This is a genomic window from Bacteroides congonensis (assembly GCF_900130125.1).
In the GTDB taxonomy this organism is placed as follows: Bacteria; Bacteroidota; Bacteroidia; order Bacteroidales; family Bacteroidaceae; genus Bacteroides; species Bacteroides congonensis.
The window spans coordinates 1,245,274-1,270,214 of record NZ_FQXY01000011.1; the positions used below are offsets into that span (position 1 = coordinate 1,245,274).

Here is a 24,941-nt window from a genome sequence, read left to right on the forward strand (position 1 = left end):
CCAAGATTTACAACTGAGCCCAAACTTTGCCAGTTCAGCACGAAACAGAGCATCCAGCCCGACAACTGGAACACGGCTGCGGGCAAAGCCAAAGGCAGGGATGCCGGGAGGATAAACGCCCTTTTGGACGACATACGTTCTTCCCTGAATACCATTTACCACGAAATGCAGCGGCGTGACAACTATGTGACCGCCGAGAAAGTGAAGAACGAGTTCTTGGGACACAGCGAGAGCCACGAAACAATCCTTTCATTGTTCCAAAAGCACAATGACGATGTGAAGCAGCTTGTGGGCATATCCAAGACGATAGCGACCTACCGCAAGTATGAAGTGACCCGCCGCCACCTCGCCGGGTTCATCCGCAGCAAGTACAACGTATCGGACATATCCATAAAGGAGATAAGCCCGATGTTCATTACCGATTTTGAGTTGTACCTGCGTACCGCCTGCAAGTGCGGCTACAACACCACCGCCAAGTTCATGCAGTTCTTCAAGCGCATCATCATCATTGCCCGCAACAACGGCATACTGGTGGGTGACCCGTTCGCCAGCTACAAAATCCGGCTGGAAAAAGTGGACAGGGGTTATCTGACAGAGGACGAGATAAAAATCATCCTCAAAAAGAAAATGGTTTCCGAACGGCTGGAACACGTCAGGGACTTGTTCGTCTTTTCCTGTTTCTGCGGTCTGGCTTACAGTGATGTCGCCAACTTGCGGCAGGAGAATATCCAAAAGTCCTTTGACGGCAACCTTTGGATAATCACCAAGCGGGTAAAGACCAACACGGACGTGAATGTCCCCCTGCTGGATATTCCCAAGATGATTTTGAAGAAGTACAAGGGCAAGTTGCCGGACGGCAAGATACTTCCCGTAATCAGCAATCAGAAGCTAAACGCCTACTTGAAAGAGATTGCCGATATTTGCGGTATTAAAAAGAACCTGACATTCCACCTTGCCCGGCACACGTTCGCCACGACCACCACGCTGTCAAAGGGCGTACCCATTGAAACGGTGTCCAAGATGCTGGGACACACAAATATAGAAACTACGCAAATTTACGCCCGCATCACCAACAGCAAGATAGGCAGCGATATGCAGGGGCTTGACAAGAAGTTTGTCGGCATCGAGAAAATTTACAAGGAAGTTGCCATGTAATCTTGATTATTGGGAACTGGTCACAATTTGTGACCAGTCCTTACTATTATTCCAACATTGCTAAATCTCCTAAAATATACGATTATGGATTTGCAGATTATCCAAAACAAGATTTTTGAAGTCAGAGGTTGCCGGGTGATGCTTGATTATCATTTGGCAGAACTCTACCAAGTGGAAACACGAGCTTTGAAGCAGACGGTCAAGCGCAATATCGAGCGTTTCCCCGGTGATTTTATGTTTGTCCTCACCCAAGAGGAAGCTAACTTGCTGTTATCCATAGGGGTGTCACAAAATGTGATACCCCCTGCTTACAACTTCGGCGTTGCTATGCCTATGGCTTTTACCGAGCAGGGCGTAGCCATGCTTTCTTCGGTTCTCCGCTCCAAAGTAGCCATAGAAGTAAACATTTCAATCATGCGGGCTTTTGTCCTCATGCGCCAAATGGTAATCGGTTACGAGGAACTCTTAAAGCGTATCGAGGAACTGGAGGTAAGCACCGATGCGCAGTTCAACGAACTGTACCAAGCCCTTACCCAGCTTTTGAGCCAGTCGAAACAACAGAAAGAACGCCGTCCGGTAGGTTTCGTTACCTATAACCGTGACAAAAACGAATAGATAACGATTTCGGTAACGAAATTCCACCTAACAAACTATATCCCAATAAAGTACATTCTTTTACCTTGCGGGCAGTCCACCGACTACCCGCATTTTTTTATATCCCTTTCCCACTGGCACATTTCCCGAAACGCCAGCCGTGCGTGGCATGGCTGACTGTATTTCGTGAAAAGAGCCGTTGGAAACCCGCACAAGCGTATTGCAAGCAAGCTCACAACACCCTTGCCTTTCCCGCCCGCATGGAGTGTTCCCTAAAAGACGAAAGAGAACAGGCTCTTTTCCCCTGTTTCCCTAAATGTAAATCTTCCTCTCACGCAGTCCCCCAGCCGGGACAGTCGTTTTAATCATTTCAATAGGCAAAGGTAGTTACGTGTTCTTCACGATTTTGAAAGGTCGAGCCGTTCCGGTTTGGCGAAAAAATCTTCCCTGCCTTGCGAGGTATTTTTTGCCCAAAACCTTGCAAACTCTAAACACTACCCTTTTAAGCCTATGTGAAACGAAAACGACCGACCCGACCGGAAGACGCATAAAAAAAAGTCGGATTTACGGGAAACAGGAAAAAAGTTCAGTGAAACTTCAACTCCCTCACCTCTCGAATCCGCATAAAATTAAAAACTTAAAAATTACAGCAATATGGAAGCAACGACATTATCAGCAGCAAGCGTTTATGTAGGCACTTACGCCAAGTACAACAACGGTTCATTGTATGGGGCATGGCTCAACCTTTCGGATTATTCGGACAAGGAAGAGTTTTACGAAGCGTGCCGGGAACTGCACAAGGACGAGGAAGATGCGGAATATATGTTTCAGGATTACGAGAATATCCCGGAAGCCCTGATTTCTGAAAGCTGGATTTCTGAAAACTTTTTCGCTTTGCGTGATGCAGTGGAGGATTTGAGCGACACCGAGCAGGAAGCCTTTTTCGTGTGGTGCAACTATAAAAGCCGTGATTTGGGCGAGGAAGATGCGGACGACCTTGTACGTGATTTCCGGGACGAATATCAGGGGGAATATGACGATGAAGAAGATTTCGCCTATGAAATTATAGAAGAATGTTACGACCTGCCGGAGTTCGCAAAGACCTATTTCGATTACAAACAGTTTGCCCGTGACTTGTTCATGTGCGATTACTGGTTTGATGACGGCTTTGTGTTTCGTGCGGCATAACAACCAATCCGGGCGGGGTGTCAAAGCCCTGCCCGCTAAAAACAACCAAGTTTATAACCATAAAAAAAATAAGACATCATGCAGTCACTTAACAAAAACGGGGTAAGCATCACCCAAATACCGGGAGAAGAAAAATACGTGAAATGCTGTTTAGGGGCTTTCAGGGGACAAATTTATTATCAATATGACTACCGCCACACGGACGGCGAACTTTTCAGCACGGTAGCCAAAACGCTGGACGAGTGCCGCCGCAGGCGTGACGAATGGGTAGCGAAGAAGAACGGAGTAATAAACAAGTAAATTTTAGGGACATGAAAACGACAGAAGTAAACAAGGAGCTTATCGGCAGACGTTGCGAGTGTATTTTTACGGGCTTAATGGTAACGGGCGTTATCGAGGACATCCAAGACGACCAGCATTCCACAGCGGTCAAAGTCCGTTTCGACCACCCGCACCAGTGGGGCGATGATTTGTATAGTGATGTATGGGCGTGGGGGCGCAAAATTGACGAGTTCGGCACGTTGCACCATTTGCAACTGTTAGAGGACAAACCGGACTTTCAGATAATGACGGTAGTTTTCGGCGAGCCAATCAGCCGGATAGACCGCAGTGTTTTTGAAGATGTGGACACGTGGGGCGTCTGTTCCCTGCAAGGCTGGATAAACAGCTATGAAAGTGTCCGGTTTGTAGCCATAAACGACCATACGGCAATAATCACGGGCGAATACAACATGGAGCAGGTAAAGGTGTGGTTAGAGAAATACACGTCCATAAAGAGCCTTAAAACCAGTTGATAGAGAACGGCGGCGGTTGCCGCCGTTACTTTCTTCCATGAGCATACCTGCGGTGAAGAAAGTAACAAAGAAGCCAAATTTGAAAAATTCATCAAGGGTTTATACCTATGAGTGCATAATCTTGAGGTTGAATATTTTTTAGTAAAATGCGCCTTTCAGTCTCAGGGAAAAGAGTTATTTTATCCTTGAAAAGAAGCAAAAATAATTTATTTGTTAAATATGAAGCTTTTAAAAAATTATTTTTCCATATATTGAAATCTCCTATTGAAAAAGTCTTTGTTGTATATGCTATTTTTTTAGACTGAAAAAACATAGGAGCTTCTGCATGTATATGCTTTGAAAATCTTTTCCAATAACTAGTCAATTCATCAATAAATGCTGATGCTCCTACAAAATTAGGGTGCTTTTTTAGATAATTATTTAATGTATCATGTTTTATTATAAAATCACCATCCTTCCATTGCATATATTCAATCTCATGTTGATAAAAATATACCATTTGCATTGATAATTCAATAAGGCTTCTTAAATGCATGTGTGCAGTACGATACAAGCCTAAATAGGATTGAAAAAACGATGTATTTATATCTTCATGTAATTCATCTAATAGAATGTCCATAGAAGTAATTCGTAAGTGATTGAGACTTTGTTTCCAATTTTTATATATCAGAGTCGCATGATAACAATCAATCAAATCGCTATCATTTATATTATTAACTACAGAATTCCAATAAGATTCAAAATCGTTAAGATATAAAGGAATATCCTTTTTAGCTTCTGCCAATATGCGTGTGTCCATATATTTTATATTTTACGAATAATTTCTGCCCATTTATCAAATGTTTCTGCTGTAATAATTTCTTTTTTTGATTTACTAGAAGAAATGTTATGCATTTTTTCATTGCGCATGGACAAAACTGCTAATTTTAATTTTTCTTTAAGTGTCGGATTGTTCCGAATCCGTCCTATTATCCGTGAAATAGTTACGTTTCGAGACTCCTTTTGGTCTTTAAAATCAAGATTCAATTTATCATTTGCAAATGTTATAACATCCTTAATTGTAGGAAAAACTTTTTTATCTTCTAGAAATTTTTGAACTAAATTAAGTTTTTCATCTAAAGACAGTTGCTCAATAGACTGTTCGTTTATTTTCAAGAAGTTTTTGTAGTTTTTTATAAATATTTTAAGAGACGAAGTATCCAACCCCATCTTTTCAAAGGATGATAGTTCTTTAAGTATACACTCTAGCTTATTTAAAATATCTATATTCATGGTTCTATTTTATTTAATATTTCCCGAACTAATGTTTTGTAGGCTCTTATCCCATTACTATTCGGATATTCTAATAGGGCAGGACGACTTTTTGCTGCAGCTTTGCTTAAATCTGTATTTTGAGGGATAATAGTGCTAAAAGAATATATTATATTTTTTCTTCTTAGTGCATCCATTTGTTCTGCATGCATATTATAACGTCCATCTACTTTAGTAAATATCATTCCTAAAAACTCAACATTGCACGATGCTATATTTCGTTTCCAATTATTAACTCGATTTACCAATAATGGCAATCCTATTGCAGGGAAAACTTCTGGAACTACAGGCACAATGATATAATTACTTATTACCAAAGCATTTTGGGGAGCTAAGGTCAAGTTGGGAGGACAATCTATCAATATATAATCATACTGTTTGGAAAGATTTCTTATTTGATTTTGCAAAATACATTCCCTTGCAGGACGTGACACCAAATCAAGGTCTAGAAATGTTAACTCTAAATGAGATGGAATCAAATCAAGATTTTCAATACCACATACATTCTCAATCACAGCAGAATTTATATCAAATTCTTCATTTCTAGAGGACATACCTCTATTCATTCCTAATACATCAGCTATAGTAGCGGTATCTTTTATTTGTTCCCACTGTTCTAAAGTTATTAAAGAAAGTGTGGCATTAGTTTGTGGATCTAAATCTATAACTAATACTTTTTTATTGTGTTCTTTTGCCAATATAGCTGCAATCTCTACCGTTGATGTGGTTTTTGCAACCCCACCTTTCATGTTGATAAATGAAATTACAATCATAATATATCTGTTTTTATTTGATATGTAAAAGTAGGCATAAAAGAGCATCCAACAAAATTTTGCTGGATGTTTATTAACATTAGACTAAAAGTTTTTATCCTCATTACTATCATTATTGAACGAGAACGAAACCTGCTGCACCTGCCCGAAGCTATCAATTACATAAATGTCAATCGTCTGCTGGTCTGTCGATGCCGAAGTGTAGTAGAGCCAGAACGTTTCATTCTCCAGCGGGTAAAGGTCATTGGGCAGGAACACCGTGCCGTTATCCATTTCCAGCTTCCCTTTGCCGTCCGGCTGGAAGTACCTTATCTGATAGGTAGTCGGCTGGTAATAGCCGCCACGCACCAACTGGCAGCGTATTTCTGCGGTTTCCCCGACTTTCAGCCTTTTGGGTACTGGCAGCGTTTCGATGCTGAACGGGTATGCCTGCTGAATATCCAAGTTGTCATTACAGGCGGTGACAAGTACGAGGGCGGCCACGATGTAGCAGCCCATGATGATTTTATACATTACATTCTTCATATACATTATTATATAGCGGTCAGTTGATAATGAATTTCAGTCCCAAAGATACCTGCGTGTGGAACTTGCCTATGTCCGAGCCGAACAACGCCCGTTCCCTTGCGTTCAGCAGCAGAGCCACCCGGTCGGTCAGGTAGGCTTCCAGTTCCAGCGTCAGCGCACCGCCGTAAATGAAGCAGTCCTTATCCAGCAGCGTGGAGCCGTCCGGCAAGAGTTTTTCGCTTCGGTTGCTCGTTTCATACCCGGCGAGTGCCGACAGTCCCAGCGACAGGAAAAAGGTCTTTCGCCTGTCCGATAGGAATTTCAGGTAATAGCCGCCCTCTGCGGTGAACTGTTCTACGGGTATCTGCATATCCTTGTAGTCATACTTCTTGTGCAGGTATTCGCCGCCAATCACCCAGCGGTTGGCGTTCTTGGTGTAAACGCTGTACGCCGCCCCGATGTGGTAGGCGAAATCACTGCCAGCGTTCCAATGCACCCCGTCCGTCATGCCCGCCGTCACCTGCAAGCCTTTCATGCCCGGCAGGTATCTTTGTGCGTGTGCCTGAAACGAGGTCAGGCACAGCGCAAAGAGCATCATTCTAAAGATGTGTTTCTTCATTCCCTATTTGATTTTTAGTTCGTTAATCACTTCTGCGTTCACGATGTCGGCGTTCTCCACCCGGATAACCTGATGCCGCCCGCCGTTCTTCTCGTAGAGTTCCACGACCAGCAGCTTGTCGTCAGGAATGGTGAACTTCGGCAGGGCGTACACCGTGCGCACGGTACTTTTTCCTGCAATCTCTACCACCTCGTTGTAGCTGCGTACCGCATCCAGTACCGTTTCCTGAATAGCCGTGCGTTTGGGCACTTTCTTATCGACTATCTTAAACTTGATGAAGTCGGTGTCGAAAGGCACGTTGGAACTGTTCTTTGTCTGCATATGCACGTAGAGCATCCCGTTATAGGTGTAAATCCCCTTGATTAAGAACTGTATGCCGAAACGTTTGCTACCCAAATGGCGCACTTTCCGGTCATTGTTCTTGTAGATGCTCTGCATTATCAGCTTCACCAACAGCGGGCTTTCATTACCTAATTCCCGGAAATAGATGTTCATGCGGGTATGTGAGAAGTCGGACGTATCTTCATTTTCCAAGAAGTCTTTCATTTCGATGTTGAGCATTTCCGGTTCACGTGCATATTTGGCGTTGAACGAAAAGAAACTTCCGTCCTCGCAAATGACGGAGAAGTTCGTTTCTCCCGGAAAACCCTCTGTCGTGGCTTTTACTCGGATTACGTTCTCCGCACCGTCCGCCTTTCCCGCTATGATATGGTTGCTTCCCAAATCGACATATCGGACGGCGGCGGGGAAGATGATATGCACCGTCTTGGCAAAGGTCACTTCCACGCCGTAGGGCGTTACCATTTGACGGTACGGGAGTTTCCGGGTAATTCCCCGGTACAAGTCGTTGCCAGCCGCATACTTCACGGTGGCGGTTTCCTGTGCGTTTGCCGCACACACGCCCAGCAAGAGGGCGAACAATACAAAAATATGTTTCATCGTTAATTGAAATTTTTACATAAATCTTGCTGCATTCGGCATAGCCCAAACAAGTTTGGCTCTGCTCTAATTGGCAAAGATTTTGTGGTTGATAAAATGGTTATTGTTGTTTGGCGTAAAGCATGACTTTATAGCCTGCTTTCAGCTTCACTTTCACGGTTCGGAACTTCTTGGCGAGATAGCCGGACGTTCCTTGCAGCAACCCCCTTGTCACGTCCATAGCCACCTGCTGCCCGGCACTCCGTGCAAAGGAAATGCTTGTGCCCAGCCCGCTGCCGATATTCGCCATAGCTTCGTTGAATGCTTCCTGCTCCATAGAGGACGGTACGGAAAGCCCCTTTTGCCCGTCCGTATCGAACACGGCGAGTTCCACCGGGATGATGTTGCCCGCATACTCAATCGAGGACACCTGTATGTCGAGCCGTTCGCCCTGCACCTTTGCCGTTCCCGCCACAAGGGTATTCTTCGGCACGACTATGTTTCCCGCCTGCATGGGTTCGAGCAGCCGGAGTTTCACCGCCTGCCCGTCCGTCAGGGTTTGGTCTTGGTGGATGCAGGCGGCTACCGTGTTCTTTCCCATAGCGTAGCCCGTGCCTACCGCCGTGTTGAAGCCGTAGTTTCGTGGCTGGCTGTAAGCCCGGATGAAGTCGGCATCGCTCATGGGCTGCTGCAATCCCGATACGGTCGTTTCCCGGATTGCCTGCACCGCCACCGCATCCGGCTTGCGGTCAATGCCGCCCGTTACCGGGACTTGTGCGACTTGTCCCTGCCCGCTGTTCATGTACTTTGCCGCCAGTTCGTAAGACTTTTCCAAGAGTGTCATTTGGTCGTCAGCCGTAGGCGTGGCGTTCTGCTGTTGTTGTAGTCTGTCGGTCAGTTCCGCCACCTGCCGCTTCAAGTCCTCTTTTTCCTCGTCCACAGGGGGCGTTTCGTAGAACGTGCTTAACTGGCGGTTGATGTCCCGGTAAGCGTTTGCCGAAGAAACACCGCCGCCCCTTTGGGGATGCACATCTTCTTCCGGCATCAGGTCGATTTCCGCTTGCGGTTCTTCCGTTTCATCGTCCCCCGTGAAACCGAAGTCCTGCAAGGATTGTATCTTGTCCTGTTGTTTGCGGCTTATCATCGCTTGTTCGTATGCCTTTTGCTTGTCGGCTATAATCCCGTCCTCTGCGGGCAGGGGTATGTCGGCGTTGAAGCCGCCCACGCTTTCCACATTCACGTCCTCTTTGCCGGAGGGGGCGAATATCAGGTACATGCACCCGGCAAAGGCAAGGAACATCAGCGGGAAGACTATCATTTTCCTGCGCTGCTGTACCTGTTGGGGTGTCAGTTCCCGTTTGGGTTTATCTTCCTTTTTCGGCTTCCCGTCCGTCTGCGGTACGGTCGTGCCGTTCTCATTCTTCTGTACTTCGTCCATATTCCGGTCTGTTTAAGGGGTTGATACTGTTGATTGTGTCATTGCCTTGCAATGGCAGTTGTCTGATATGTTCTATTTGCAGCCGCCTGCCGTCTCGTTTCCCGATATTGTAGATTGATGAAACGGTGATGTAGATAGACAAGCCGCCGAAAAAGAAGAACATCACAAGGATAACCGCCAGCCTTTTGCCCGGCGTAATCCGTCCGCACATTCGGCGCAGGCAGTCGTCCGCCCAGTCCTGCACCTTTTCGATGTAGTTTCGTTTTCTCTCCATAAGGCTATCTCTTGACGGTTTGCAAATCCTTGTTCTCGGTAATGGTGAACGCTTCGATGATGAAGCCGTGCGGGTTGTTGTCGCTCCGTGTGGCGTTGAGCAACCGGCACGAGGTCACAAGGCTGCGCACCGTCAGGCTGCTTTCCCGGACAATCAACTGGCGGGCGTAGGTGTTTACCTTGTAGGGGTACTGGTCGAAGTCGCATTTCACGCTGTCAATCTCCACCGTCTGCGTGACGTTTCCGGAAATCACCCGGTTGTAGTAACCCTTTTCCGCCAAGTCTTTGTAATAGTTGAAGGCGGTCTTGTCGGCGAGAAACAACGAGCGTTTGATGTTGCTTTCGATAGCCCCCTTGTCAGGTGATAAGGTGAAGAAAAGTTCGTGGAAACGCCGCACGTGCGATTTGGCTTCCACGGGTCTGTTCTGTGCCATGTCTTGCGAGAGTGCCAACATCAGGCTTTTGCCGTTGTCGAGGACGTATATCTTCTGCCGCTGCTTTTCGGCGAAGCTGTACGAGTTCCACACGGCAAAGCCCGTCACCAGTGCGCACAGGCAGATGAATACCAGTGCGAAGAGCCGGATTTGCCGGAAACTCGTTTCTATGTTCGTTAATGACTTAAATTCCATATCCTTTAAAAATTTGATGTTGTTTATTTGAGTAGTTTTCCCGATACCTTTCCACCGACTGCGCCAACCGCAGCCCCGGCGACCGACCCGGCTTTCGACACGTTGCGGTTATAGGCGGACATACCGCCAGCCGACACAATCCAGCTTGCCACCGTTGGAATGGTGAAATAGCCCACGATGCCGATAATCATAAAGATTACATACACGGTGCTGCTCCCGTCTGGGATGAAATTCGGGTCTGAAAGTTCCTGAATGTCCTTTTGGAGCATCAGCGTTTGTATGCGTGCCAGCACGCTGCTGAACAAGTCCGATACGGGCAACCACAGGTAAATGGAGATATAGCGTGAAATCCACTGGGTCAGCGTGCTTTGGAAACCGTCATAGACGGAAATCGCAAACGCCAGCGGACCCAGTATGCTTAACACGATTAGGAAGAACGTGCGCAGCGTGTCGATAATCAGCCCCGCCGCCTGAAAGAGCATTTCCAGTAACTCCCTGAACCAGTCCCGGACGGACTTCTTGATATTGTAAGCCGCCCTGTCCATGTACATACCCGTCATAGTCACCATGTCGGAGGGCGACCAGCCCAGTTCTTCCAGTTGTCGGTCAAATTCCTCGTCCGATGCGAGGTAAGCCGTTTCGGGGCTTCGCATCAGGGCTTCATATTCCAGTCGGTCTTTCTGCGCCCGGTACTCGTTCATGTCGAAAGTCTGCGTTTCCATAAGCTGGTTGCACCCTTTCACCACTGGCGACAGCACCGTGTTGATAGTCCCCAACACGAATGTTGGAAAAAACATGATACACAGCCCCAGCGCAAAGGGACGCAGGAGCGGGTACACGTCTATGGGTTCGGCACGTGCGAGCGACTGCCACACTTTGGCGGCTACGTAGAACAAAGCCCCCAGTCCGGCTATCCCTTTGGCTACCCCCGTCATGTTGCTGCACAAGGGCATCATTTCATCGTACAGCACCCGCAGCACTTGGTGCAGGTTGTCAAAATCCACTGCTGCTAATAACATAGGCATACCGGTTTATATGTTACCAGTAGCGTTCATCCGCCGAGCCGTAGAGAGCCAGCACCCGGTCGGTGTCGTTCTTCTTCTTTGCCCGCAGGTAGGACACGGATATGTTCTTGCGGGTGTAGTAGTTCACGAGGTTGCGGTAGTTGAGCAAACTTCGATAAGCGTTGTCGATGATTGCCAGCCGTTCGGCATCCGTCAGCGACATACCCGTGATGTTCACTACATTTTTCAAGTCCTGCAACACGTCCGAACTTTCCGACATCAGTTTGGCATAGCCGAACGATATTGCGGAAAGTTCGTCAGGCGTGAAATTCGGGTCTGCCAGCATGTTTTGGAAGTTGCGCACGTAGATTTCGGAGATTTCCGCCACCAGTTCAATGGACTTCTTCACCTTGACACCGCCCTTAACCACGTCATGCACCGCTTTGAGCGCATCGTAATATTTTTTACCCTGCTGGAAAATCTTCTGCGCTTCCATGAAGCCGTCCAGCGTGTTCTTAGCTGTGGTGGAAGTCTGCACTATCTGCTTGGTGGTGTTGATGATACCCTGTGCCAAGTTGCCGGGGTCTGACACCACCCACTGTGCGGATGCCTTGCCGATGAAGCAAAGGCATACCGCCATAAGGAGAATTGTTTTCTTCATGTTCCTAATTTTTAAGTTGTTGATGATTGGGGATTACGTTTGCTTTCCGCAAGCCGCTTGATAGCCAGTTCAAGGTTGCCGCCCAGCTTCTCGGCGAGGGCGAACAGTTCCATTTTTTCGCTTTCCTCTGTCGTGAACGTGTAATATTCTTCCAACGAAACTTCCGTGGCATATACCGCCGACTGCGTGCCGCCCAGCGAGAAGAAAACTTCCTTGTACTTCCGTCCGGGGTGGTTCGCCATGTTGATAGACAATATTTGCGAACGCTCCTTGTCGGTCAGTCCGAGCAGGTTTTGTATGCTGTCGAACTTGTTCAGGTATTTTCGCTGGTCTAACAAGATTTTGCAGTCCGAGTTATTGATGATACTCTCTTTCACTATGGGCGAGGAAATAATATCTTCCACTTCCTGCGTTACCACAATCGCTTCCCCGAAATACTTCCTGACGGTTTTGTACAAATATTTTATGTAGTCCGCCATATTCGCCGATGCAATCGCTTTCCACGCTTCTTCAATTAGTATTAACTTCCTTATTCCCTTTAACTTGCGCATCTTGTTGATAAAGGCTTCCATGATGATGATAGTCGTTATCGGGAATAAAATCTTGTGGTCTTTGATGTTGTCCAATTCAAAGACAATGAAGCGTTTATGCAGCAAATCCAGTTCCTTGTCGGAGTTCAGCAGGTAGTCGTACTCACCGCCACGATAGTACGGTTCAAGCACGTTCAGGAAATTGTCGATGTCAAAATCCTTTTCCCTGACATTCTTCTGTTCAAGCTGTCGGCGGTAATCATCCCGGACAAACTCGTAAAACGTGTTGAAACAGGGTGTTACCGACCTGTCGCCCGTGATACGTTCGATATAGGCACTTACCGCATTGGACAACGCCACTTCTTCCGACCGCTTGGGGGCTTCATCGTCCCGCTTCCATAAAGTAAGGATAAGCGTCTTGATGCTCTCTTTCTTCTCGATGTCAAATACATCGTCCTCGACATAGAACGGGTTGAACGCTATCGGGTTCTCGTTGGTGTAGGTGAAATAAATCCCGTCCTCGCCGTGCGTGCGGTTGTGGATAAGCTGGGACAGCCCCAAGTAACTGTTACCCGTATCTACCAGCAGCACGTGCGCACCCTGCTCGTAATACTGGCGCACCATGTGGTTGGTGAAGAAAGACTTCCCGCTACCGCTCGGCCCAAGTATAAACTTGTTGCGGTTGGTGGTGATGCCTTTCTTCATGGGCAGGTCTGAAATGTCGATGTGCAGCGGGTGACCGCTTACCCTGTCCACCATTTTGATGCCGAACGGGGAAAGCGAACTCTTGTAGTTCGTTTCTTCCACGAACAGGCAGAGAGCCTGCCCCAAGAACGTGTAGAAACTTTCCTCTGCGGGGAAGTCCGCCTCGTTGCCGGGTATGCCCGCCCAAAAGAGCGTGGGCGTATCGACCGTGTTGTGGCGTGGCTTGCACTCCATTAGTGCAAGCTGGCTTCCCACATCGTTGCGTATGCGTTTGAGTTCGTCCCTGTCGTCACTCCATGCCATGACGTTGCAGTGGCAACGCACCGAGATAAGCCCCCTGCTATGCGCTTCGTTCAGGTACTCGTCTATCCACTCCTTGTTCACTTGGTTGGCACGGGAGTAACGGGAGAGCGATTGCATATTCCGGGCGGTCTGCTCGAAGTTCTTCAGGTTTTCGGCGTGGTCGTCTATGAAGATGAACTGGTTATAGACGTGGTTACACGACAACAGCACGCCCACCGGGGCGGCAAAACTTAACCTGCAATCGCTTCTGTCAGTGGACAGCTTCTCAAATCGGCAGTCCGTCCCGACCTTTCCGGGCAAATCTTCCACGTCCGAAAGCGTGTGCAGGCACAGAATATCGTCCCCGACACGCATTTCTTCCGGGTACAGCCCGATGTCTTTCAGGCAGGTGGTATCTGTCTGCGAGAGCGAGAAGTATTTCTCGATGATGCCCGCCTTTCCGTCCTGCCCGGTGATTTCCGATGCCGCCAGCCGGGTAAGTGTGACAAACCCGCTGTCGTTCATGATGCGCTCGAACTGCCCGACCGCTTCGATGAACTTTGCCGCCGCTTCCTTGTCGGCTATTTCCTGCGGAACAATCCTGCCCCGGCAGAGGGTGGAGAAGTCGCTCTGTCGGCGGCTTCTCTCCCTTGTCGTTTTCGTCAGGAACAGGTAGCAGTAATGGTTCAGGAACGGGCGTTCATTGAAATGCCGTTCAAAACTCCGGGACAGGAAACTAAGCTCGTCCCTTTCGGTGTCGGGCTGGTAGTTCTCCTTGATGAAGAAGTCCTGCTTGTGTACTATGGAGTAGTCGGGCAGCACCTTTATAGCCTTGTACCATGCCGAGTGTATGGCTTCGTACTCGGCACTGGTGACGGTGAACAGTTCGGGCAGTTCCACCCTGAAAGCCACCGTTATGTCTGCATCCTTTGAAATGATGCAGCCGTTCTCCACCGCCAAAAGTGGAAATTTCCTTTCCAGCGTGGTAGCCTTTAACATATTCCTCATGTTCTTTCTTCCTTTCTTCTTTTGTAGTTGAACAGCCGGGGTATCGCCTTTCGGCTGATAATGAAGCGTGGGTGTCTTTTGCGTGCGACTGCTTTCATCAGCCCGTGCGTGCCGTACCGTGCGTTGAGCCGGAACGTCTGCCACACGAGCAGCAGCGAAGCCGACACGATGAAACCGATACATAGCCACTGGTTCACGCCTGCCATGAACAGGACGATGAACACCACGAAGACGGCGAGCAAGCCGCCGCAAAAGATAAAGAGGTACTGGCTTTTCAGCCCCTTGAACTCCACCGGCTTCCCGATACCCCTGTTTACCGGATATTCAGACATAGCCGCTGGTTTAGAGGAAGAACGACCGCAGGATAGTGGCGGCGACAATCAGGAAGATGCACGCCCCGAACCAACTGGCGGCGGTCTTTGAGGTGTCGGGGTCGCCGCTCGAAAATTTGTTATATACTTTTACCCCGCCAATCAAGCCGCAGACCGCCCCGATTGCGTACACTAATTTTGTTCCGGGGTCGAAATACCCTGTGATTAGGTTCGTGGCTTCGGTGATGCCCGCCTGCCCGTTGCCCTGTGCGTAGGCACTTACCGCTGCGGCAAGTATAGCCGCCGACAAAAATATTTTCTTTCTCATTGTGATTTGTTTTTAATGCCGGGCGGCGGGTGGGAAGTCCGCCTTTCCCGGCTGGTGAATAATTTGAAATTTTAGTGGTCGGGAACATTCCCGTTTGTCTGTTTGGTTTTCAGGTTGCCAATCAACCGTAGTCACGTTGCTTCATATTGTTACACATTAATTATATTATAGGAAGTCGTTCATGTCGAACGCTTCGTGTTCCTTGCTTGTATCGCCAGCTTCGGCAGGGACGGCAGCCGTAGCCAGTTCCGCTTCGTTGCGTCCCAGCAGTTCCGCCACCTTTGCCAGCCCGCCGTTGATGTTCTCCACCATCGCATCGTAGAGGTTCGTCCCCTCAATACTTGCCAGTGTCCCGGCTGCTTGCCGTTTCTCCGCTTCGGTGGGATTGTCGGCGTTCGCCGTGCGTACCGCTTCGCCCAGTTCGTCAAAGCTCACGCCCGTAGCCCGCCCGGTATCATCGTCACCGTCCATGTACCCGGCTATTTCCTCGTCCTCGTGGTCGGGTTCGTCATTCTCGTAACCGGGCGTTTCTTCCGCTTCGGCTGCTGCTCCCGAAATGTTTTCTTCCGGCTGTCCGTCAGCTTTCGGCGCAAAAATAGTATCATTTTCAGCCGCTTGCGGGAGGTGTCCCGATTTGTCCTGCGCTGTCCCGATTAGTCCGCCCTTGTATCGGCTTTCACCTATTAGTGTGTAGCCTGAAACCCCGTTTCGTGAAAGCGGCGCATCATCCGTTCTGCCCGGTGATGTCCGGCTGTCCGTGTAGCGATACCACAGCCATAAGGCGATATAGTACACCAAAAGCCCGGTAAGTATGCAATAGATTACCATAGTCAGACAGGCTTTTGGAAGTGGCTTTCGTACAGGGTGTTTATCTCGTCTTGGTACTGCTCGAAGTGGCGCAGCAGAATGTTTTCCACGTAGCTGCTTACCGTCACCTTTCGACCGCCTATCACCGTCACGATACGCATCAGCTTCTCGTGCGTGGTACGGCTTACATACAAGGGCTGTCGGTCTGCCAGTTCCACTTTCTGAAAGTAGGTTTCCCGGTAGTCACCCGAACCGCCCTTGCGCTTGCGGTTTGTTGTTTTCTCCACCCGTACCATTTCAGTCTGCCGTCCCTCGTGGGCGGTTCCCGTTTCGCCGCCGGGCTGCGGTGCATCATCCGGCTGGCTCTCCCGCTTGGCGGGTACGCCCTGCGAGATAAGCTCTTTCATGAAATCCTCGTCTATCTTCGGCATCCCGCCGCTTTGCTTTGCCATATCATTGTAATTTGATGTAGTACACTATTTCGGTTATCAGTTCTTCCAAGTTGCTTCCCCTTACCAGCGGGCGGCTGGCGGGAAAGAGCGTGGAGCGGAACACCGCCTTTTTATCCGCTACCAGTTCCTTTTTGTAGCGTTTGGTATCGGGGATAAAGGTTTTCATTAGCGGCAGTTCCAGTTCCTTAATGGTTTTGTCATAGGCGGTGTAAAGGTCTGTTTTCTCCCGCCCGTCCACCATGTTCCAAAAGAGGTACAGCCCGGCAAGTCGGCAGGCTTCATTCTTCACCAATAGCTTTTGGATAGCCATTGCGAACGACAGGCTGCTTTCCAGCACCACCTTGTCGGCTGAAATGGGGGTGAAGATGTAGTCCATGCCTGCAAGGGAGTTTATCACGCCCTCGCTGTTCACCGTGCCGGGCAGGTCGAAAAACACAATATCCGGCACGTGTCCGGCGGCTATATGTTCGTCAGCCGTTGCAATCGCCTTTTCAGGTGAACTGCACAATACCGGGTAGGCTTTCTTCCCCAGCCGGGTAAACTGTTCATACGCCATTCGCTTGTAATCTTCATCCGCCCCGACCTGCTCGGCATCCCGCTTTCGCATCCCGGCAATGGAGTGTTGCGGGTAGTCGCAATCGACTACCGCCACATCGTAACCTTTGAGGTAGTAGAGGTAACTCGCCGCCAGCACGGTAAAGGTGGTTTTGCCGACCCCGCCCTTTTGGGTGGAAAAGGCGACATAAAGGGGTGTTTTCTCGTTTTCCATATTGCTTTCGTTCATTATTGGTTGATAGATTTATTTATTGCTTTCAATCAATCCAGCCATATAGCTTTCTTTGTTTCCATATTGCAATCTTGAAAGATTGAAAGACTGTTTTATTTCAATCTTGTTTTCCAGCTTTCATTCTTTCTTGGAATATTGAAATCCTGCAATCATGCTTTCTTGAAATCATGCTTTCAATCATTCTTTCCTGATTGGAATATTTCTTTCAATCTTGCTTTCAATCTTGAAATCCGATGCAAAAAAAGGGAGAAAAAACGTCCCCTGAAAACCTTGTCCCGATTTGTCCTGCGCTGTCCCGTTTTGTCCACCAACCACCTATTTTACAGCATTATAAATCACCGTTACTTTGCAGCGGAGTAACGAACCGCAGGGGGCGGAGGTGTAAAACAGGGCTGGTGAATGGCTGGGCTTGCCGTTCCACGCTAACCCCAATCCGTCCGTGACGGATTTCGATTTTCGTCAGAAAATAGCAAGGTGTGTTTTGTAGCATACAAAACCGTTTTCCGTGCCTGAAAACGCCTTGCCCCTTGCGGGGGTAAAAATCACTCCGAAGTCGTAATTTTTTAATCCAAAGAAGTATGGAAACAAGAAGAACCAACAAGGGCGGTCGCCCCGCCCTCGCAGACCCGGCGAAGCATCGCCATGTCCTTTACCTGAACGACCGGGAGAACGCCCGTTTTCTCTCGCAGTGGGAGCAGTCGGGCGTCACGAGCAAGTCCCGGTTCATCGCCGCCCGGTTGTTCGGCGAGCCGTTCCGGGTGGTGAAAGTGGACAAATCGGCGGTCGAGTATTGCGCCCGGCTGACCGAATTTTACGCCCAGTTCCGGGCGGTAGCGGTCAATTACAACCAAGTGGTAAAGGCTCTGAATAGTAACTTTTCGGAGAAAAAGGCACTGGCTTTTCTCTATAAACTGGAGAAAGCGACCACTGAATTATCTCTGTTGAACCGTCAGGTTATCGACCTGACAAACGAGTGCAAGGAACTATGGTTGCCAAAATAAGCACGGGCGGAAATATGTTCGGCGCACTGGCTTACAACCAAAACAAGGTGGACAGCGGGGAAGCAAAGGTGCTTTTCTCCAACCGGATGCTGTTGAGCGAGGACGGGAATTTCTCTATCGGCGGGTGTATGCGCAGCTTTGAAATGCAAATGCCCGTCCAGCTATCCACCAAGAAGCCGATACTTCATATTTCCATAAACCCGCACCCGGAAGACGTGCTGACCGACCGGCAGCTTTCCGACATCGCACGGGAGTATATGCGGAAGTTGGGCTATGGCGACCAGCCTTATCTGGTGTACAAGCATACCGACATTGACCGCCACCATATCCACATCGTGGGGTTGCGGGTGGACGAGAACGGCAAGCCGCTGAATGACAAGTTCGAGCATCGGCGCAGCAAGCAAATCACCCGTGAACTGGAAAGGAAATACAACCTGCACCCGGCAGAACGAAAGGAACGTGCCGAACGTCCGGAACTTAAAAAGGTGGACTATGCCGCCGGGGACGTGAAGCACCAAATCGGTAATACAGTGAAAGCGGCTTGCTACGGCTACCGCTTCCAGTCGTTCAGGGAATACAAGGCTTTGCTTGCCGCTTACAACGTGTGCGCCGAGGAAGTCAAGGGCGAGATAAACGGCAAGCCCTATCAGGGCATTGTCTATTCCGCCATGAACGACAAGGGCGAAAAGGCGGGCAACCCGGTAAAGGCTTCCCGCATCGGCAAGTCGGTAGGTTATGAAGCGGTGCGGCGCAGAATGGAAAAATCGGGCGAAGCAATCATGAACGGGAAACTGAAAGAGCGCACCCGGAAGATTGTCGCCACTGCCATGCAGACCGCCCGCAGCCGCAAAGAACTGGAACAGCAGCTAAGGAAGCGGGGCATTGACGTGGTATTCCGTCAGAACGACAGCGGGCGAATCTATGGCGTTACGTTCATCGACCACGACAGCCGGGTGGTGCTGAACGGTTCACGCTTGGGCAAGGAGTATTCGGCGAACGTGTTCAACGAACGCTTTTCGGGCGAAACCGGAAAGATGCACCAGCCCGAAGTGTCAGCACCGCAGCAAGACCAATCCACGCATCAGGAACAGCCGGGCTTTACGCCGAAATCCGATATCGTTCCGGGTGTGGCTTCCGTGCTGGGAGCTTTCGGCGGTTTGCTGGGCGGCGGTGCATCAGGCGGTGACGAGCCGCAAGACACCGCCCGCCAAAAGAGAAAGAAGAAAAAGAAGCGCACAAGGCGCATCGACTAACTAAAAAAACATTACAATCATGCAACAGGAAGATGATTTGAGAGGGCTTGCACGGGTCATGGACTTTATGCGGGCTGTCAGTATTCTATTCGTGGGAATAAACGTGTACTGGTTCTGTTACTCCACCCTGAAAGAATGGGGAGTGACATTTGAGGTGATAGACAAGATACTGTGGAACTTCCAGCGCACCACCGGGCTGTTCTCGTCCGTCCTTTGGACGAAACTTTTTGCGGTGGTGTTCCTCGCCCTGTCGTGCATCGGCACTAAGGGCGTGAAAGAGGAAAAGATAACGTGGACGAAGATACATTGCAGCCTTGCGGTAGGAGTAACTTTGTTCTTTCTGAACTGGTGGTTGCTGGAACTTCCGCTGCCACATACGGCGGATGCCGTGTTTTATATCGCCACGTTGTCGGCGGGCTATATCTGTATGCTCATGGCGGGTACGTGGATGTCCCGGTTGTTGAAAAACAACCTCATGGATGATGTCTTTAATACCGAGAACGAAAGTTTCCAGCAGGAAACAAGGCTTATCGAGAACGAGTATTCTGTAAATCTGCCTACCCGGTTCTACTATAAGAAGAAATGGAATAATGGCTGGATAAATGTCGTGAACCCGTTCCGTGCCAGTCTTGTACTGGGAACGCCGGGCAGCGGTAAGTCGTATGCAGTGGTAAACAGTTACATAAAACAGCAAATCGAGAAAGGTTTTGCGCTTTACTGCTATGATTATAAGTTTCCCGATTTGTCGGAAATCGCTTACAATCATCTGCTTACCAACTTGGACGGTTACAAGGTAAAGCCTAAGTTTTACGTTATCAATTTTGACGACCCCCGCAAGAGCCACCGATGCAACCCGATAAACGCCAGCTTCATGTCGGACATTGCGGATGCCTACGAAGCCAGCTATACGATAATGCTCAACTTAAATCGCAGTTGGATAAGCAAGCAGGGCGACTTCTTCGTGGAAAGCCCGATTATTCTTTTGGCGGCTATAATTTGGTATTTGCGCATCTATCAAGGCGGTAAGTATTGTACTTTCCCCCACGCCATTGAACTGCTAAATAAGAAATACGCCAATGTATTCACCATTTTGCGCAGCTATCCCGAACTGGAAAACTACCTTTCCCCGTTCGTGGACGCATGGGAAAGTTCGGCAGTTGAACAGTTACAAGGGCAGATAGCCAGTGCGAAAATCCCGCTTTCAAGGATGATTTCACCCGCCCTTTACTGGGTAATGACGGGCGATGATTTTTCACTCGACATCAACAACCCGAAAGAGCCTAAAATTTTGGTTGTCGGCAACAATCCTGACCGCCAAAATATCTACTCGGCAGCACTGGGATTATATAACAGTAGAATAGTGAAGCTGATAAACAAGAAAGGTCAGCTTAAAAGTTCGGTGATAATAGATGAATTACCGACTATATATTTTCGTGGGCTTGATAATTTGATTGCCACCGCTCGAAGCAACAAGGTTGCGGTTCTGCTGGGCTTTCAGGATTACAGCCAGCTTACCCGTGATTACGGGGACAAGGAAAGCCGGGTAATCCAAAATACGGTGGGTAACGTGTTCAGCGGTCAGGTAGTCGGTGAAACGGCGAAAATCCTTTCCGAGCGTTTCGGTAAGGTATTGCAGAAACGGCAGAGCATGACAATCAACCAGCGGGAGAAGTCCACCTCGATAAGTACCCAAATGGACAGCCTGATACCCGCTAGCAAAATATCCAACCTCACGCAAGGTATGTTCGTGGGTGCTGTGGCGGACAACTTCGATGAACGGATAGAGCAGAAGATTTTCCATTGTGAAATCGTGGTGGATAATGAAAAGGTGAAGCGGGAAACCGCCCGTTACGTGAAGTTGCCGCAGATAATCGACTTCACCGACAAGGACGGCAACGACCGGATGCAGGAGGAGATACAAGCCAACTATGACCGCATCCGTCAGGAAGTCCGGCAGATTGTCGAGGACGAGATAACCCGGATTAAGAATGACCCGAAACTATGCCATTTAATCAAAGAATAAAAATAATGACAAGTCGCTTGTTTTTTTGCGACTTGCATTAAATTTAATCGGTTTCATACTTATTTAAAGCGTCTTTATACATTTCAGAACAATCATCTTGAAAAGTATCCTTATGTTCATATAATTCACATAATTTTCCATATACACTCCGATAAATAATTTGATGAGCTTTGTTGGCAAGTAAAGTTTCATTATATTCATCCATTTCTATCTCATCTTTATCTAAAACAATATTTATTAGGGATAAAATACTCTCTTTAGTAATTTTATCAATAGAAGTAAAGTTTACTCCATCTAAGCTAAATTTAGCTTGGTTATTTTCAATTTTCAAGATTTGCATAATTTTGTTTCCTTTCATTATAAGCATCTTTCCCAGCTTCAAGACTATTTATTTGTATGAGGAAATTTTGCTTTGATTCATTAATATGTGATTGTAAATGCTTATCATTTGGATGTCCGTAGTATATTTTAAATATAGGTTTGTTATTTTCGATAGTTCTTTCCGTATAAATGATATAGTCAGGTTGTATCGATGCACCTATTGTACTATTATGTGTAACAATTATAACAGGCATTTCTCTAGACATTTCTTTTAACATGATATTAATATTCTCTTTTAGAAAAACATTATCAAAAGAAGATTCAGGTTCGTCTACAAGTAACATATCATAGTTTCTTGCATCTCGAATCGCTTGAATTAAATTAAACTCTGACCGTTCTCCACCAGAAACAGGCAACCCATATTCATTTAATACGTCATAGTCAATAGTAATGAATAATTTATATATTTCATCTTTGTTTACTCCTGCTGCTTCAAGAGCTTCTATGTATTCTAATGGATTTTTGTAATGAATAAAAGAACTAACAAATGATTGCCTCTTAGGGTAATTTTTTGATAAATCTGTAGCATTAACAAATAGTCTTTTTTTTGCTACAATATGAAACTTAGAATGATAGCATTCATTGATAATTTTTTCGGTTTTTAACTTAGTACAAACTTCAATGAATTTTTTTCGTTTCATTTGACTTATAGCTATTTTATAAAAATCAATATCAGATATTCGTCCTGCAGACGAATTAAATCGTAATTGATTTTGTATTTCGCTTGTTAGTTCATTGGTTATTGATTTCCTTTTATTTCTACTAATATTTTCTATTTCTATATGAATTAACTTTATATATAATGCTTTTAGTCCAGCCCTTGATATATGTAAATCAATAATATCCTTAAAAGTTTCATTGTCTAAGATGTTTCTGATATTTTCAATCAAACGTTTTAATTCATTATTATCAACAATGCTATATAGGGACTCATTATATAGTGCGCAATTTGAATAAACATCTTTTAGTCCTTCTTCCTGTGCATATTTCAACAATGAACTAACATAATTCTCTAGTGCAGTTTCATCTTCTCTTTCCGTACTATTTTTTAGAATATCATCAAGTACAGATTTGAATTCGCAAATATATTCTTCAAATAAGCTGCTTTTTTGAAATGTCATCATTTCATCAAAAAGTCTTTTCTGTTCATTCTCCTTTAAATTTAATAATTGAAATTGTTTTATATATGTAATATTGTTTTTTCCATATATTGATTCTAACAAATTTAACGTATAAGTTTTGCCGGAAGAGCGCTTTCCAAGAATGACATTTAGACCTGTTGATATTTTTATTTCTCCATTATTGATACTTATTAAATCATGTCCGCCTTCTTCTGTAAGAGAGACTTTATTTTTATCATGTAGAGCTGCTTTTAATGCTCTTAATGTTATATCACCAATGTCAAGAAAGGTCTGTTTAGAAGAGAAAGTAGTTAATGCTTCTAATCGACAATCACTAAATAAGACAGGTACTATTTCGTTTCTTTTAATAGCATATATAAATTTCTTGGGGCTACTTACTTCTCCTGTAAAAATATTATCTCCGAATAATTTTATTGTTTCAAAAGATAAACTCGGAGTTTTATCATAATGAGGTATAAGAAGATATTTTTCATAATCTGGATATATATTTATAAATTCTTCATATGATAAACTATCAGTAGCTAATGTAATTTTGTTTTTCACACAATCTGCACGTTTGCTAAATTCTTCTAAGTTAGAAGAATCTGAAATGAGTAGCAAATGCCCACCGCATAAATTTATTTCTATACCTGGAAAAACTACAATATTATTTAGTAACGTTGTTATTTCTCTAAATTGCGTAATATCAAATAAATTGTGATTGGTTATTGCAATACAATCTATATTCATGGCATTAACATATTCTTGTAAGCGAATTAGGCTGAAATTGAAATCCGCATCGCTTATACTTTTGACTGTATGTATGTGTAAATCAATCTTTTTCATATCAATATTTATAATAAATTACTTTTACAGTAAAAGTTCTATTTTTTTAGCTATTTCTTCCGATGTCGGTAATAATTTTTTGTAGGCTTCGGGTAATTCGGAAGAAAGGCTGTATGTTGCCACCCCGATAGGCATATTGGAACTTTTCAAGGCGTACTCCACTATCATGCGGCTTTTGGACTTACAGATGATTATACCGATAGCCGGATTTTCATGCGGTAGTTTTACTGTATCATTCAAAATATTCAGATAGAATTCCATTTTACCTTTATACTCCGGCTGGAACTCTCCGATTTTCAGTTCTATGGCAATCATGGCTTGCAAACGTCTGTTATATAACAGTAAATCTATGAAGTATTCTTTTCCGTCCACTTCCAGCCGATATTGGTTGCCTATAAATGAAAAATCCGTACCGAACTCCATAAGGAACGCACGGATATTCTTAATAATAGCCTGTTCCAATTCATATTCCGAATGTTCCTCTGCAAGCCCTACAAGGTCAAATGTATATTCGTCCTTTAATGCAAGTATGGCTTGATTTTTTATGCTATCGGGCAAGGTTATATCGAAATTACTTTGTCCGAGCAAATAGTTTTCATAAGTTTTGGCTTCTATCTTATTGATAAGGACATCTTTCGTCCAACCGTATTTCTTGGTAGCCAATATATAAAATTGCCGTTGTCGTGTTTCCTTGCACTTCGTCAGAATGACGATATGTTTCGACCAGCTAATTTCTCCAACTAATGGTTGGAGAATTTCATTGGACTGGTATTCTGTATAAAAACGTGCCATGTCCCACATATTGGAAACTCCAAATCCTTTTATTCCCGGAAACTCTTTCTGTATGTCCCGTGAAAGGTTTTCCACAACGGATTTTCCCCAACCTAATGCCGTCTGTTGCTCGGTAATCCGTTTACCGACTTCCCAATATAAGGCTATCATTTCTTTGTTTACTGCCTTTAATGCTTCATACTGGGCAGACCTGATACGGGCGGTTATCTCATTTTTGAAGTTGAGATATTCGGGGGATAATATAGAACTGTTTTTCTCTGCCATATTCTGTATATATAATAACCGATTACAAAGTTATGTTTTTCTTTGGATTAAGTAATGGATTGCTCCTGCTTTATCACCTCTTTTTTAATCCTGACCGGACAAATCGGGACAGTTCAAGACAAATTCGGACAGCCGTTTCCGCCCGTCCAAATATAGCATATTTAGTCGCTACCTTTGGGCGGGACT

28 protein-coding genes and 1 pseudogene are annotated in these 24,941 nt (G+C 46.2%); 9 read left to right on the forward strand and 20 right to left on the reverse strand.

The window, feature by feature from the left end; genetic code table 11:
* Positions 1-3: 3 nt before the first annotated feature.
* The 6 genes and pseudogenes from BQ7997_RS22405 to BQ7997_RS22435 form a co-directional block, all read left to right on the forward strand.
* Positions 4-1,155: pseudogene (locus BQ7997_RS22405) on the forward strand (site-specific integrase); the annotation flags it as partial.
* 84 nt (positions 1,156-1,239) lie between these two features.
* Complete coding sequence (locus BQ7997_RS22410) at positions 1,240-1,770, forward strand: ORF6N domain-containing protein (protein WP_073348117.1); 531 nt, start codon at positions 1,240-1,242, stop codon at positions 1,768-1,770.
* Positions 1,771-1,835: 65 nt separating this feature from the next.
* The gene (locus tag BQ7997_RS22415; protein ID WP_235817341.1) at positions 1,836-2,114 is read left to right on the forward strand and encodes a hypothetical protein; all 279 of its coding nucleotides are present in this window, start codon (positions 1,836-1,838) and stop codon (positions 2,112-2,114) included.
* Between the two features lie 289 nt (positions 2,115-2,403).
* On the forward strand, positions 2,404-2,937 hold the full coding sequence (locus BQ7997_RS22425) for an antirestriction protein ArdA (protein ID WP_073348119.1): 534 nt from the start codon (positions 2,404-2,406) through the stop codon (positions 2,935-2,937).
* A 78-nt stretch (positions 2,938-3,015) separates the two neighbouring features.
* Positions 3,016-3,237 (forward strand): DUF3873 domain-containing protein, encoded by a 222-nt coding sequence (locus BQ7997_RS22430; protein WP_059026279.1) that lies wholly within the window; start codon positions 3,016-3,018, stop codon positions 3,235-3,237.
* A gap of 11 nt (positions 3,238-3,248) precedes the next feature.
* The gene (locus BQ7997_RS22435; RefSeq protein WP_073348120.1) at positions 3,249-3,731 is read left to right on the forward strand and encodes a DUF7258 domain-containing protein; all 483 of its coding nucleotides are present in this window, start codon (positions 3,249-3,251) and stop codon (positions 3,729-3,731) included.
* Between the two features lie 91 nt (positions 3,732-3,822).
* Here the strand turns inward: BQ7997_RS22435 and BQ7997_RS22440 are convergent, their stop codons facing one another.
* The 17 genes from BQ7997_RS22440 to BQ7997_RS22520 form a co-directional block, all read right to left on the reverse strand.
* Positions 3,823-4,530 carry a hypothetical protein gene (locus tag BQ7997_RS22440; protein WP_073348121.1) on the reverse strand — a complete coding sequence of 236 codons (708 nt, stop codon included), beginning with the start codon at positions 4,528-4,530 and terminating at the stop codon, positions 3,823-3,825.
* A 5-nt stretch (positions 4,531-4,535) separates the two neighbouring features.
* Positions 4,536-5,003: a hypothetical protein gene (locus tag BQ7997_RS22445; protein ID WP_073348122.1), complete on the reverse strand. Its 468-nt coding sequence runs from the start codon at positions 5,001-5,003 to the stop codon at positions 4,536-4,538.
* A complete protein-coding gene (locus BQ7997_RS22450) occupies positions 5,000-5,815 on the reverse strand; it encodes a ParA family protein (RefSeq protein ID WP_073348514.1) in 816 nt (271 codons plus the stop codon). Before BQ7997_RS22450 ends, BQ7997_RS22445 begins: the two co-directional genes overlap by 4 nt.
* A gap of 84 nt (positions 5,816-5,899) precedes the next feature.
* The gene (locus BQ7997_RS22455) at positions 5,900-6,346 is read right to left on the reverse strand and encodes a DUF3872 domain-containing protein (RefSeq protein ID WP_073348123.1); all 447 of its coding nucleotides are present in this window, start codon (positions 6,344-6,346) and stop codon (positions 5,900-5,902) included.
* A gap of 13 nt (positions 6,347-6,359) precedes the next feature.
* The gene (locus BQ7997_RS22460; protein ID WP_073348124.1) at positions 6,360-6,941 is read right to left on the reverse strand and encodes a conjugal transfer protein TraO; all 582 of its coding nucleotides are present in this window, start codon (positions 6,939-6,941) and stop codon (positions 6,360-6,362) included.
* 3 nt (positions 6,942-6,944) lie between these two features.
* Positions 6,945-7,880, reverse strand: coding sequence for a conjugative transposon protein TraN (gene traN / locus BQ7997_RS22465; RefSeq protein ID WP_073348125.1), 936 nt, complete (start codon positions 7,878-7,880; stop codon positions 6,945-6,947).
* A gap of 100 nt (positions 7,881-7,980) precedes the next feature.
* Positions 7,981-9,297, reverse strand: coding sequence for a conjugative transposon protein TraM (gene traM / locus BQ7997_RS22470; protein ID WP_073348126.1), 1,317 nt, complete (start codon positions 9,295-9,297; stop codon positions 7,981-7,983).
* The gene (locus BQ7997_RS22475; protein ID WP_059026285.1) at positions 9,275-9,571 is read right to left on the reverse strand and encodes a TraL conjugative transposon family protein; all 297 of its coding nucleotides are present in this window, start codon (positions 9,569-9,571) and stop codon (positions 9,275-9,277) included. The genes traM and BQ7997_RS22475 overlap by 23 nt, the downstream gene beginning before the upstream one ends.
* A gap of 4 nt (positions 9,572-9,575) precedes the next feature.
* A complete protein-coding gene (traK, locus tag BQ7997_RS22480; RefSeq protein ID WP_004309966.1) occupies positions 9,576-10,199 on the reverse strand; it encodes a conjugative transposon protein TraK in 624 nt (207 codons plus the stop codon).
* A 23-nt stretch (positions 10,200-10,222) separates the two neighbouring features.
* Complete coding sequence (gene traJ / locus BQ7997_RS22485; RefSeq protein WP_085931159.1) at positions 10,223-11,218, reverse strand: conjugative transposon protein TraJ; 996 nt, start codon at positions 11,216-11,218, stop codon at positions 10,223-10,225.
* A gap of 19 nt (positions 11,219-11,237) precedes the next feature.
* Positions 11,238-11,864 carry a DUF4141 domain-containing protein gene (locus BQ7997_RS22490; protein ID WP_007653045.1) on the reverse strand — a complete coding sequence of 209 codons (627 nt, stop codon included), beginning with the start codon at positions 11,862-11,864 and terminating at the stop codon, positions 11,238-11,240.
* A gap of 11 nt (positions 11,865-11,875) precedes the next feature.
* Positions 11,876-14,389 (reverse strand): TraG family conjugative transposon ATPase, encoded by a 2,514-nt coding sequence (locus BQ7997_RS22495; protein ID WP_073348127.1) that lies wholly within the window; start codon positions 14,387-14,389, stop codon positions 11,876-11,878.
* Positions 14,386-14,721: a DUF4133 domain-containing protein gene (locus BQ7997_RS22500; protein WP_073348128.1), complete on the reverse strand. Its 336-nt coding sequence runs from the start codon at positions 14,719-14,721 to the stop codon at positions 14,386-14,388. Before BQ7997_RS22500 ends, BQ7997_RS22495 begins: the two co-directional genes overlap by 4 nt.
* Positions 14,722-14,731: 10 nt before the next feature.
* Positions 14,732-15,028: a DUF4134 domain-containing protein gene (locus BQ7997_RS22505; protein WP_004309970.1), complete on the reverse strand. Its 297-nt coding sequence runs from the start codon at positions 15,026-15,028 to the stop codon at positions 14,732-14,734.
* Between the two features lie 165 nt (positions 15,029-15,193).
* Positions 15,194-15,856 (reverse strand): hypothetical protein, encoded by a 663-nt coding sequence (locus tag BQ7997_RS22510; protein WP_073348129.1) that lies wholly within the window; start codon positions 15,854-15,856, stop codon positions 15,194-15,196.
* Positions 15,857-15,858: 2 nt separating this feature from the next.
* The gene (locus tag BQ7997_RS22515; RefSeq protein ID WP_073348130.1) at positions 15,859-16,287 is read right to left on the reverse strand and encodes a DUF3408 domain-containing protein; all 429 of its coding nucleotides are present in this window, start codon (positions 16,285-16,287) and stop codon (positions 15,859-15,861) included.
* 1 nt (position 16,288) lies between these two features.
* Positions 16,289-17,071: a ParA family protein gene (locus tag BQ7997_RS22520; protein WP_073348131.1), complete on the reverse strand. Its 783-nt coding sequence runs from the start codon at positions 17,069-17,071 to the stop codon at positions 16,289-16,291.
* Positions 17,072-17,652: 581 nt separating this feature from the next.
* On the opposite strand from BQ7997_RS22520, the gene mobA reads away from it, so the two are divergent.
* From mobA to mobC, 3 genes are read left to right on the forward strand one after another with little or no spacing between them, the layout of a single operon-like run.
* On the forward strand, positions 17,653-18,075 hold the full coding sequence (gene mobA, locus BQ7997_RS22525; RefSeq protein WP_073348132.1) for a conjugal transfer protein MobA: 423 nt from the start codon (positions 17,653-17,655) through the stop codon (positions 18,073-18,075).
* Positions 18,060-19,328: a conjugal transfer protein MobB gene (gene mobB, locus BQ7997_RS22530; RefSeq protein WP_097677851.1), complete on the forward strand. Its 1,269-nt coding sequence runs from the start codon at positions 18,060-18,062 to the stop codon at positions 19,326-19,328. Before mobA ends, mobB begins: the two co-directional genes overlap by 16 nt.
* A gap of 19 nt (positions 19,329-19,347) precedes the next feature.
* Positions 19,348-21,351: a conjugal transfer protein MobC gene (mobC, locus tag BQ7997_RS22535; protein ID WP_073348133.1), complete on the forward strand. Its 2,004-nt coding sequence runs from the start codon at positions 19,348-19,350 to the stop codon at positions 21,349-21,351.
* Between the two features lie 43 nt (positions 21,352-21,394).
* On the opposite strand, the gene BQ7997_RS22540 is transcribed toward mobC, so the two are convergent.
* From BQ7997_RS22540 to BQ7997_RS22550, 3 genes are read right to left on the reverse strand one after another with little or no spacing between them, the layout of a single operon-like run.
* Positions 21,395-21,709: a hypothetical protein gene (locus BQ7997_RS22540; RefSeq protein ID WP_083589334.1), complete on the reverse strand. Its 315-nt coding sequence runs from the start codon at positions 21,707-21,709 to the stop codon at positions 21,395-21,397.
* Positions 21,672-23,699 (reverse strand): hypothetical protein, encoded by a 2,028-nt coding sequence (locus tag BQ7997_RS22545; protein WP_073348134.1) that lies wholly within the window; start codon positions 23,697-23,699, stop codon positions 21,672-21,674. The genes BQ7997_RS22540 and BQ7997_RS22545 overlap by 38 nt, the downstream gene beginning before the upstream one ends.
* A gap of 24 nt (positions 23,700-23,723) precedes the next feature.
* Entirely contained in the window at positions 23,724-24,755 is a 1,032-nt protein-coding gene (locus BQ7997_RS22550) for a PDDEXK nuclease domain-containing protein (protein ID WP_073348135.1), read from the reverse strand.
* Between the last annotated feature and the right edge of the window lie 186 nt (positions 24,756-24,941).

Coding starts and splice junctions, on each gene's coding strand:
- BQ7997_RS22410 (WP_073348117.1), top strand. CDS start 1,240: ATGGATTTGCAGATTATCCAAAACAAGATTTTTGAAGTCAGAGGTTGC.
- BQ7997_RS22425 (WP_073348119.1), top strand. CDS start 2,404: ATGGAAGCAACGACATTATCAGCAGCAAGCGTTTATGTAGGCACTTAC.
- BQ7997_RS22430 (WP_059026279.1), top strand. CDS start 3,016: ATGCAGTCACTTAACAAAAACGGGGTAAGCATCACCCAAATACCGGGA.
- BQ7997_RS22435 (WP_073348120.1), top strand. CDS start 3,249: ATGAAAACGACAGAAGTAAACAAGGAGCTTATCGGCAGACGTTGCGAG.
- BQ7997_RS22440 (WP_073348121.1), bottom strand. CDS start 4,530: ATGGACACACGCATATTGGCAGAAGCTAAAAAGGATATTCCTTTATAT.
- BQ7997_RS22445 (WP_073348122.1), bottom strand. CDS start 5,003: ATGAATATAGATATTTTAAATAAGCTAGAGTGTATACTTAAAGAACTA.
- BQ7997_RS22450 (WP_073348514.1), bottom strand. CDS start 5,815: ATGATTGTAATTTCATTTATCAACATGAAAGGTGGGGTTGCAAAAACC.
- BQ7997_RS22455 (WP_073348123.1), bottom strand. CDS start 6,346: ATGTATATGAAGAATGTAATGTATAAAATCATCATGGGCTGCTACATC.
- BQ7997_RS22460 (WP_073348124.1), bottom strand. CDS start 6,941: ATGAAGAAACACATCTTTAGAATGATGCTCTTTGCGCTGTGCCTGACC.
- traN (WP_073348125.1), bottom strand. CDS start 7,880: ATGAAACATATTTTTGTATTGTTCGCCCTCTTGCTGGGCGTGTGTGCG.
- traM (WP_073348126.1), bottom strand. CDS start 9,297: ATGGACGAAGTACAGAAGAATGAGAACGGCACGACCGTACCGCAGACG.
- BQ7997_RS22475 (WP_059026285.1), bottom strand. CDS start 9,571: ATGGAGAGAAAACGAAACTACATCGAAAAGGTGCAGGACTGGGCGGAC.
- traK (WP_004309966.1), bottom strand. CDS start 10,199: ATGGAATTTAAGTCATTAACGAACATAGAAACGAGTTTCCGGCAAATC.
- traJ (WP_085931159.1), bottom strand. CDS start 11,218: ATGTTATTAGCAGCAGTGGATTTTGACAACCTGCACCAAGTGCTGCGG.
- BQ7997_RS22490 (WP_007653045.1), bottom strand. CDS start 11,864: ATGAAGAAAACAATTCTCCTTATGGCGGTATGCCTTTGCTTCATCGGC.
- BQ7997_RS22495 (WP_073348127.1), bottom strand. CDS start 14,389: ATGAGGAATATGTTAAAGGCTACCACGCTGGAAAGGAAATTTCCACTT.
- BQ7997_RS22500 (WP_073348128.1), bottom strand. CDS start 14,721: ATGTCTGAATATCCGGTAAACAGGGGTATCGGGAAGCCGGTGGAGTTC.
- BQ7997_RS22505 (WP_004309970.1), bottom strand. CDS start 15,028: ATGAGAAAGAAAATATTTTTGTCGGCGGCTATACTTGCCGCAGCGGTA.
- BQ7997_RS22510 (WP_073348129.1), bottom strand. CDS start 15,856: ATGGTAATCTATTGCATACTTACCGGGCTTTTGGTGTACTATATCGCC.
- BQ7997_RS22515 (WP_073348130.1), bottom strand. CDS start 16,287: ATGGCAAAGCAAAGCGGCGGGATGCCGAAGATAGACGAGGATTTCATG.
- BQ7997_RS22520 (WP_073348131.1), bottom strand. CDS start 17,071: ATGAACGAAAGCAATATGGAAAACGAGAAAACACCCCTTTATGTCGCC.
- mobA (WP_073348132.1), top strand. CDS start 17,653: ATGGAAACAAGAAGAACCAACAAGGGCGGTCGCCCCGCCCTCGCAGAC.
- mobB (WP_097677851.1), top strand. CDS start 18,060: ATGGTTGCCAAAATAAGCACGGGCGGAAATATGTTCGGCGCACTGGCT.
- mobC (WP_073348133.1), top strand. CDS start 19,348: ATGCAACAGGAAGATGATTTGAGAGGGCTTGCACGGGTCATGGACTTT.
- BQ7997_RS22540 (WP_083589334.1), bottom strand. CDS start 21,709: ATGAAAGGAAACAAAATTATGCAAATCTTGAAAATTGAAAATAACCAA.
- BQ7997_RS22545 (WP_073348134.1), bottom strand. CDS start 23,699: ATGAAAAAGATTGATTTACACATACATACAGTCAAAAGTATAAGCGAT.
- BQ7997_RS22550 (WP_073348135.1), bottom strand. CDS start 24,755: ATGGCAGAGAAAAACAGTTCTATATTATCCCCCGAATATCTCAACTTC.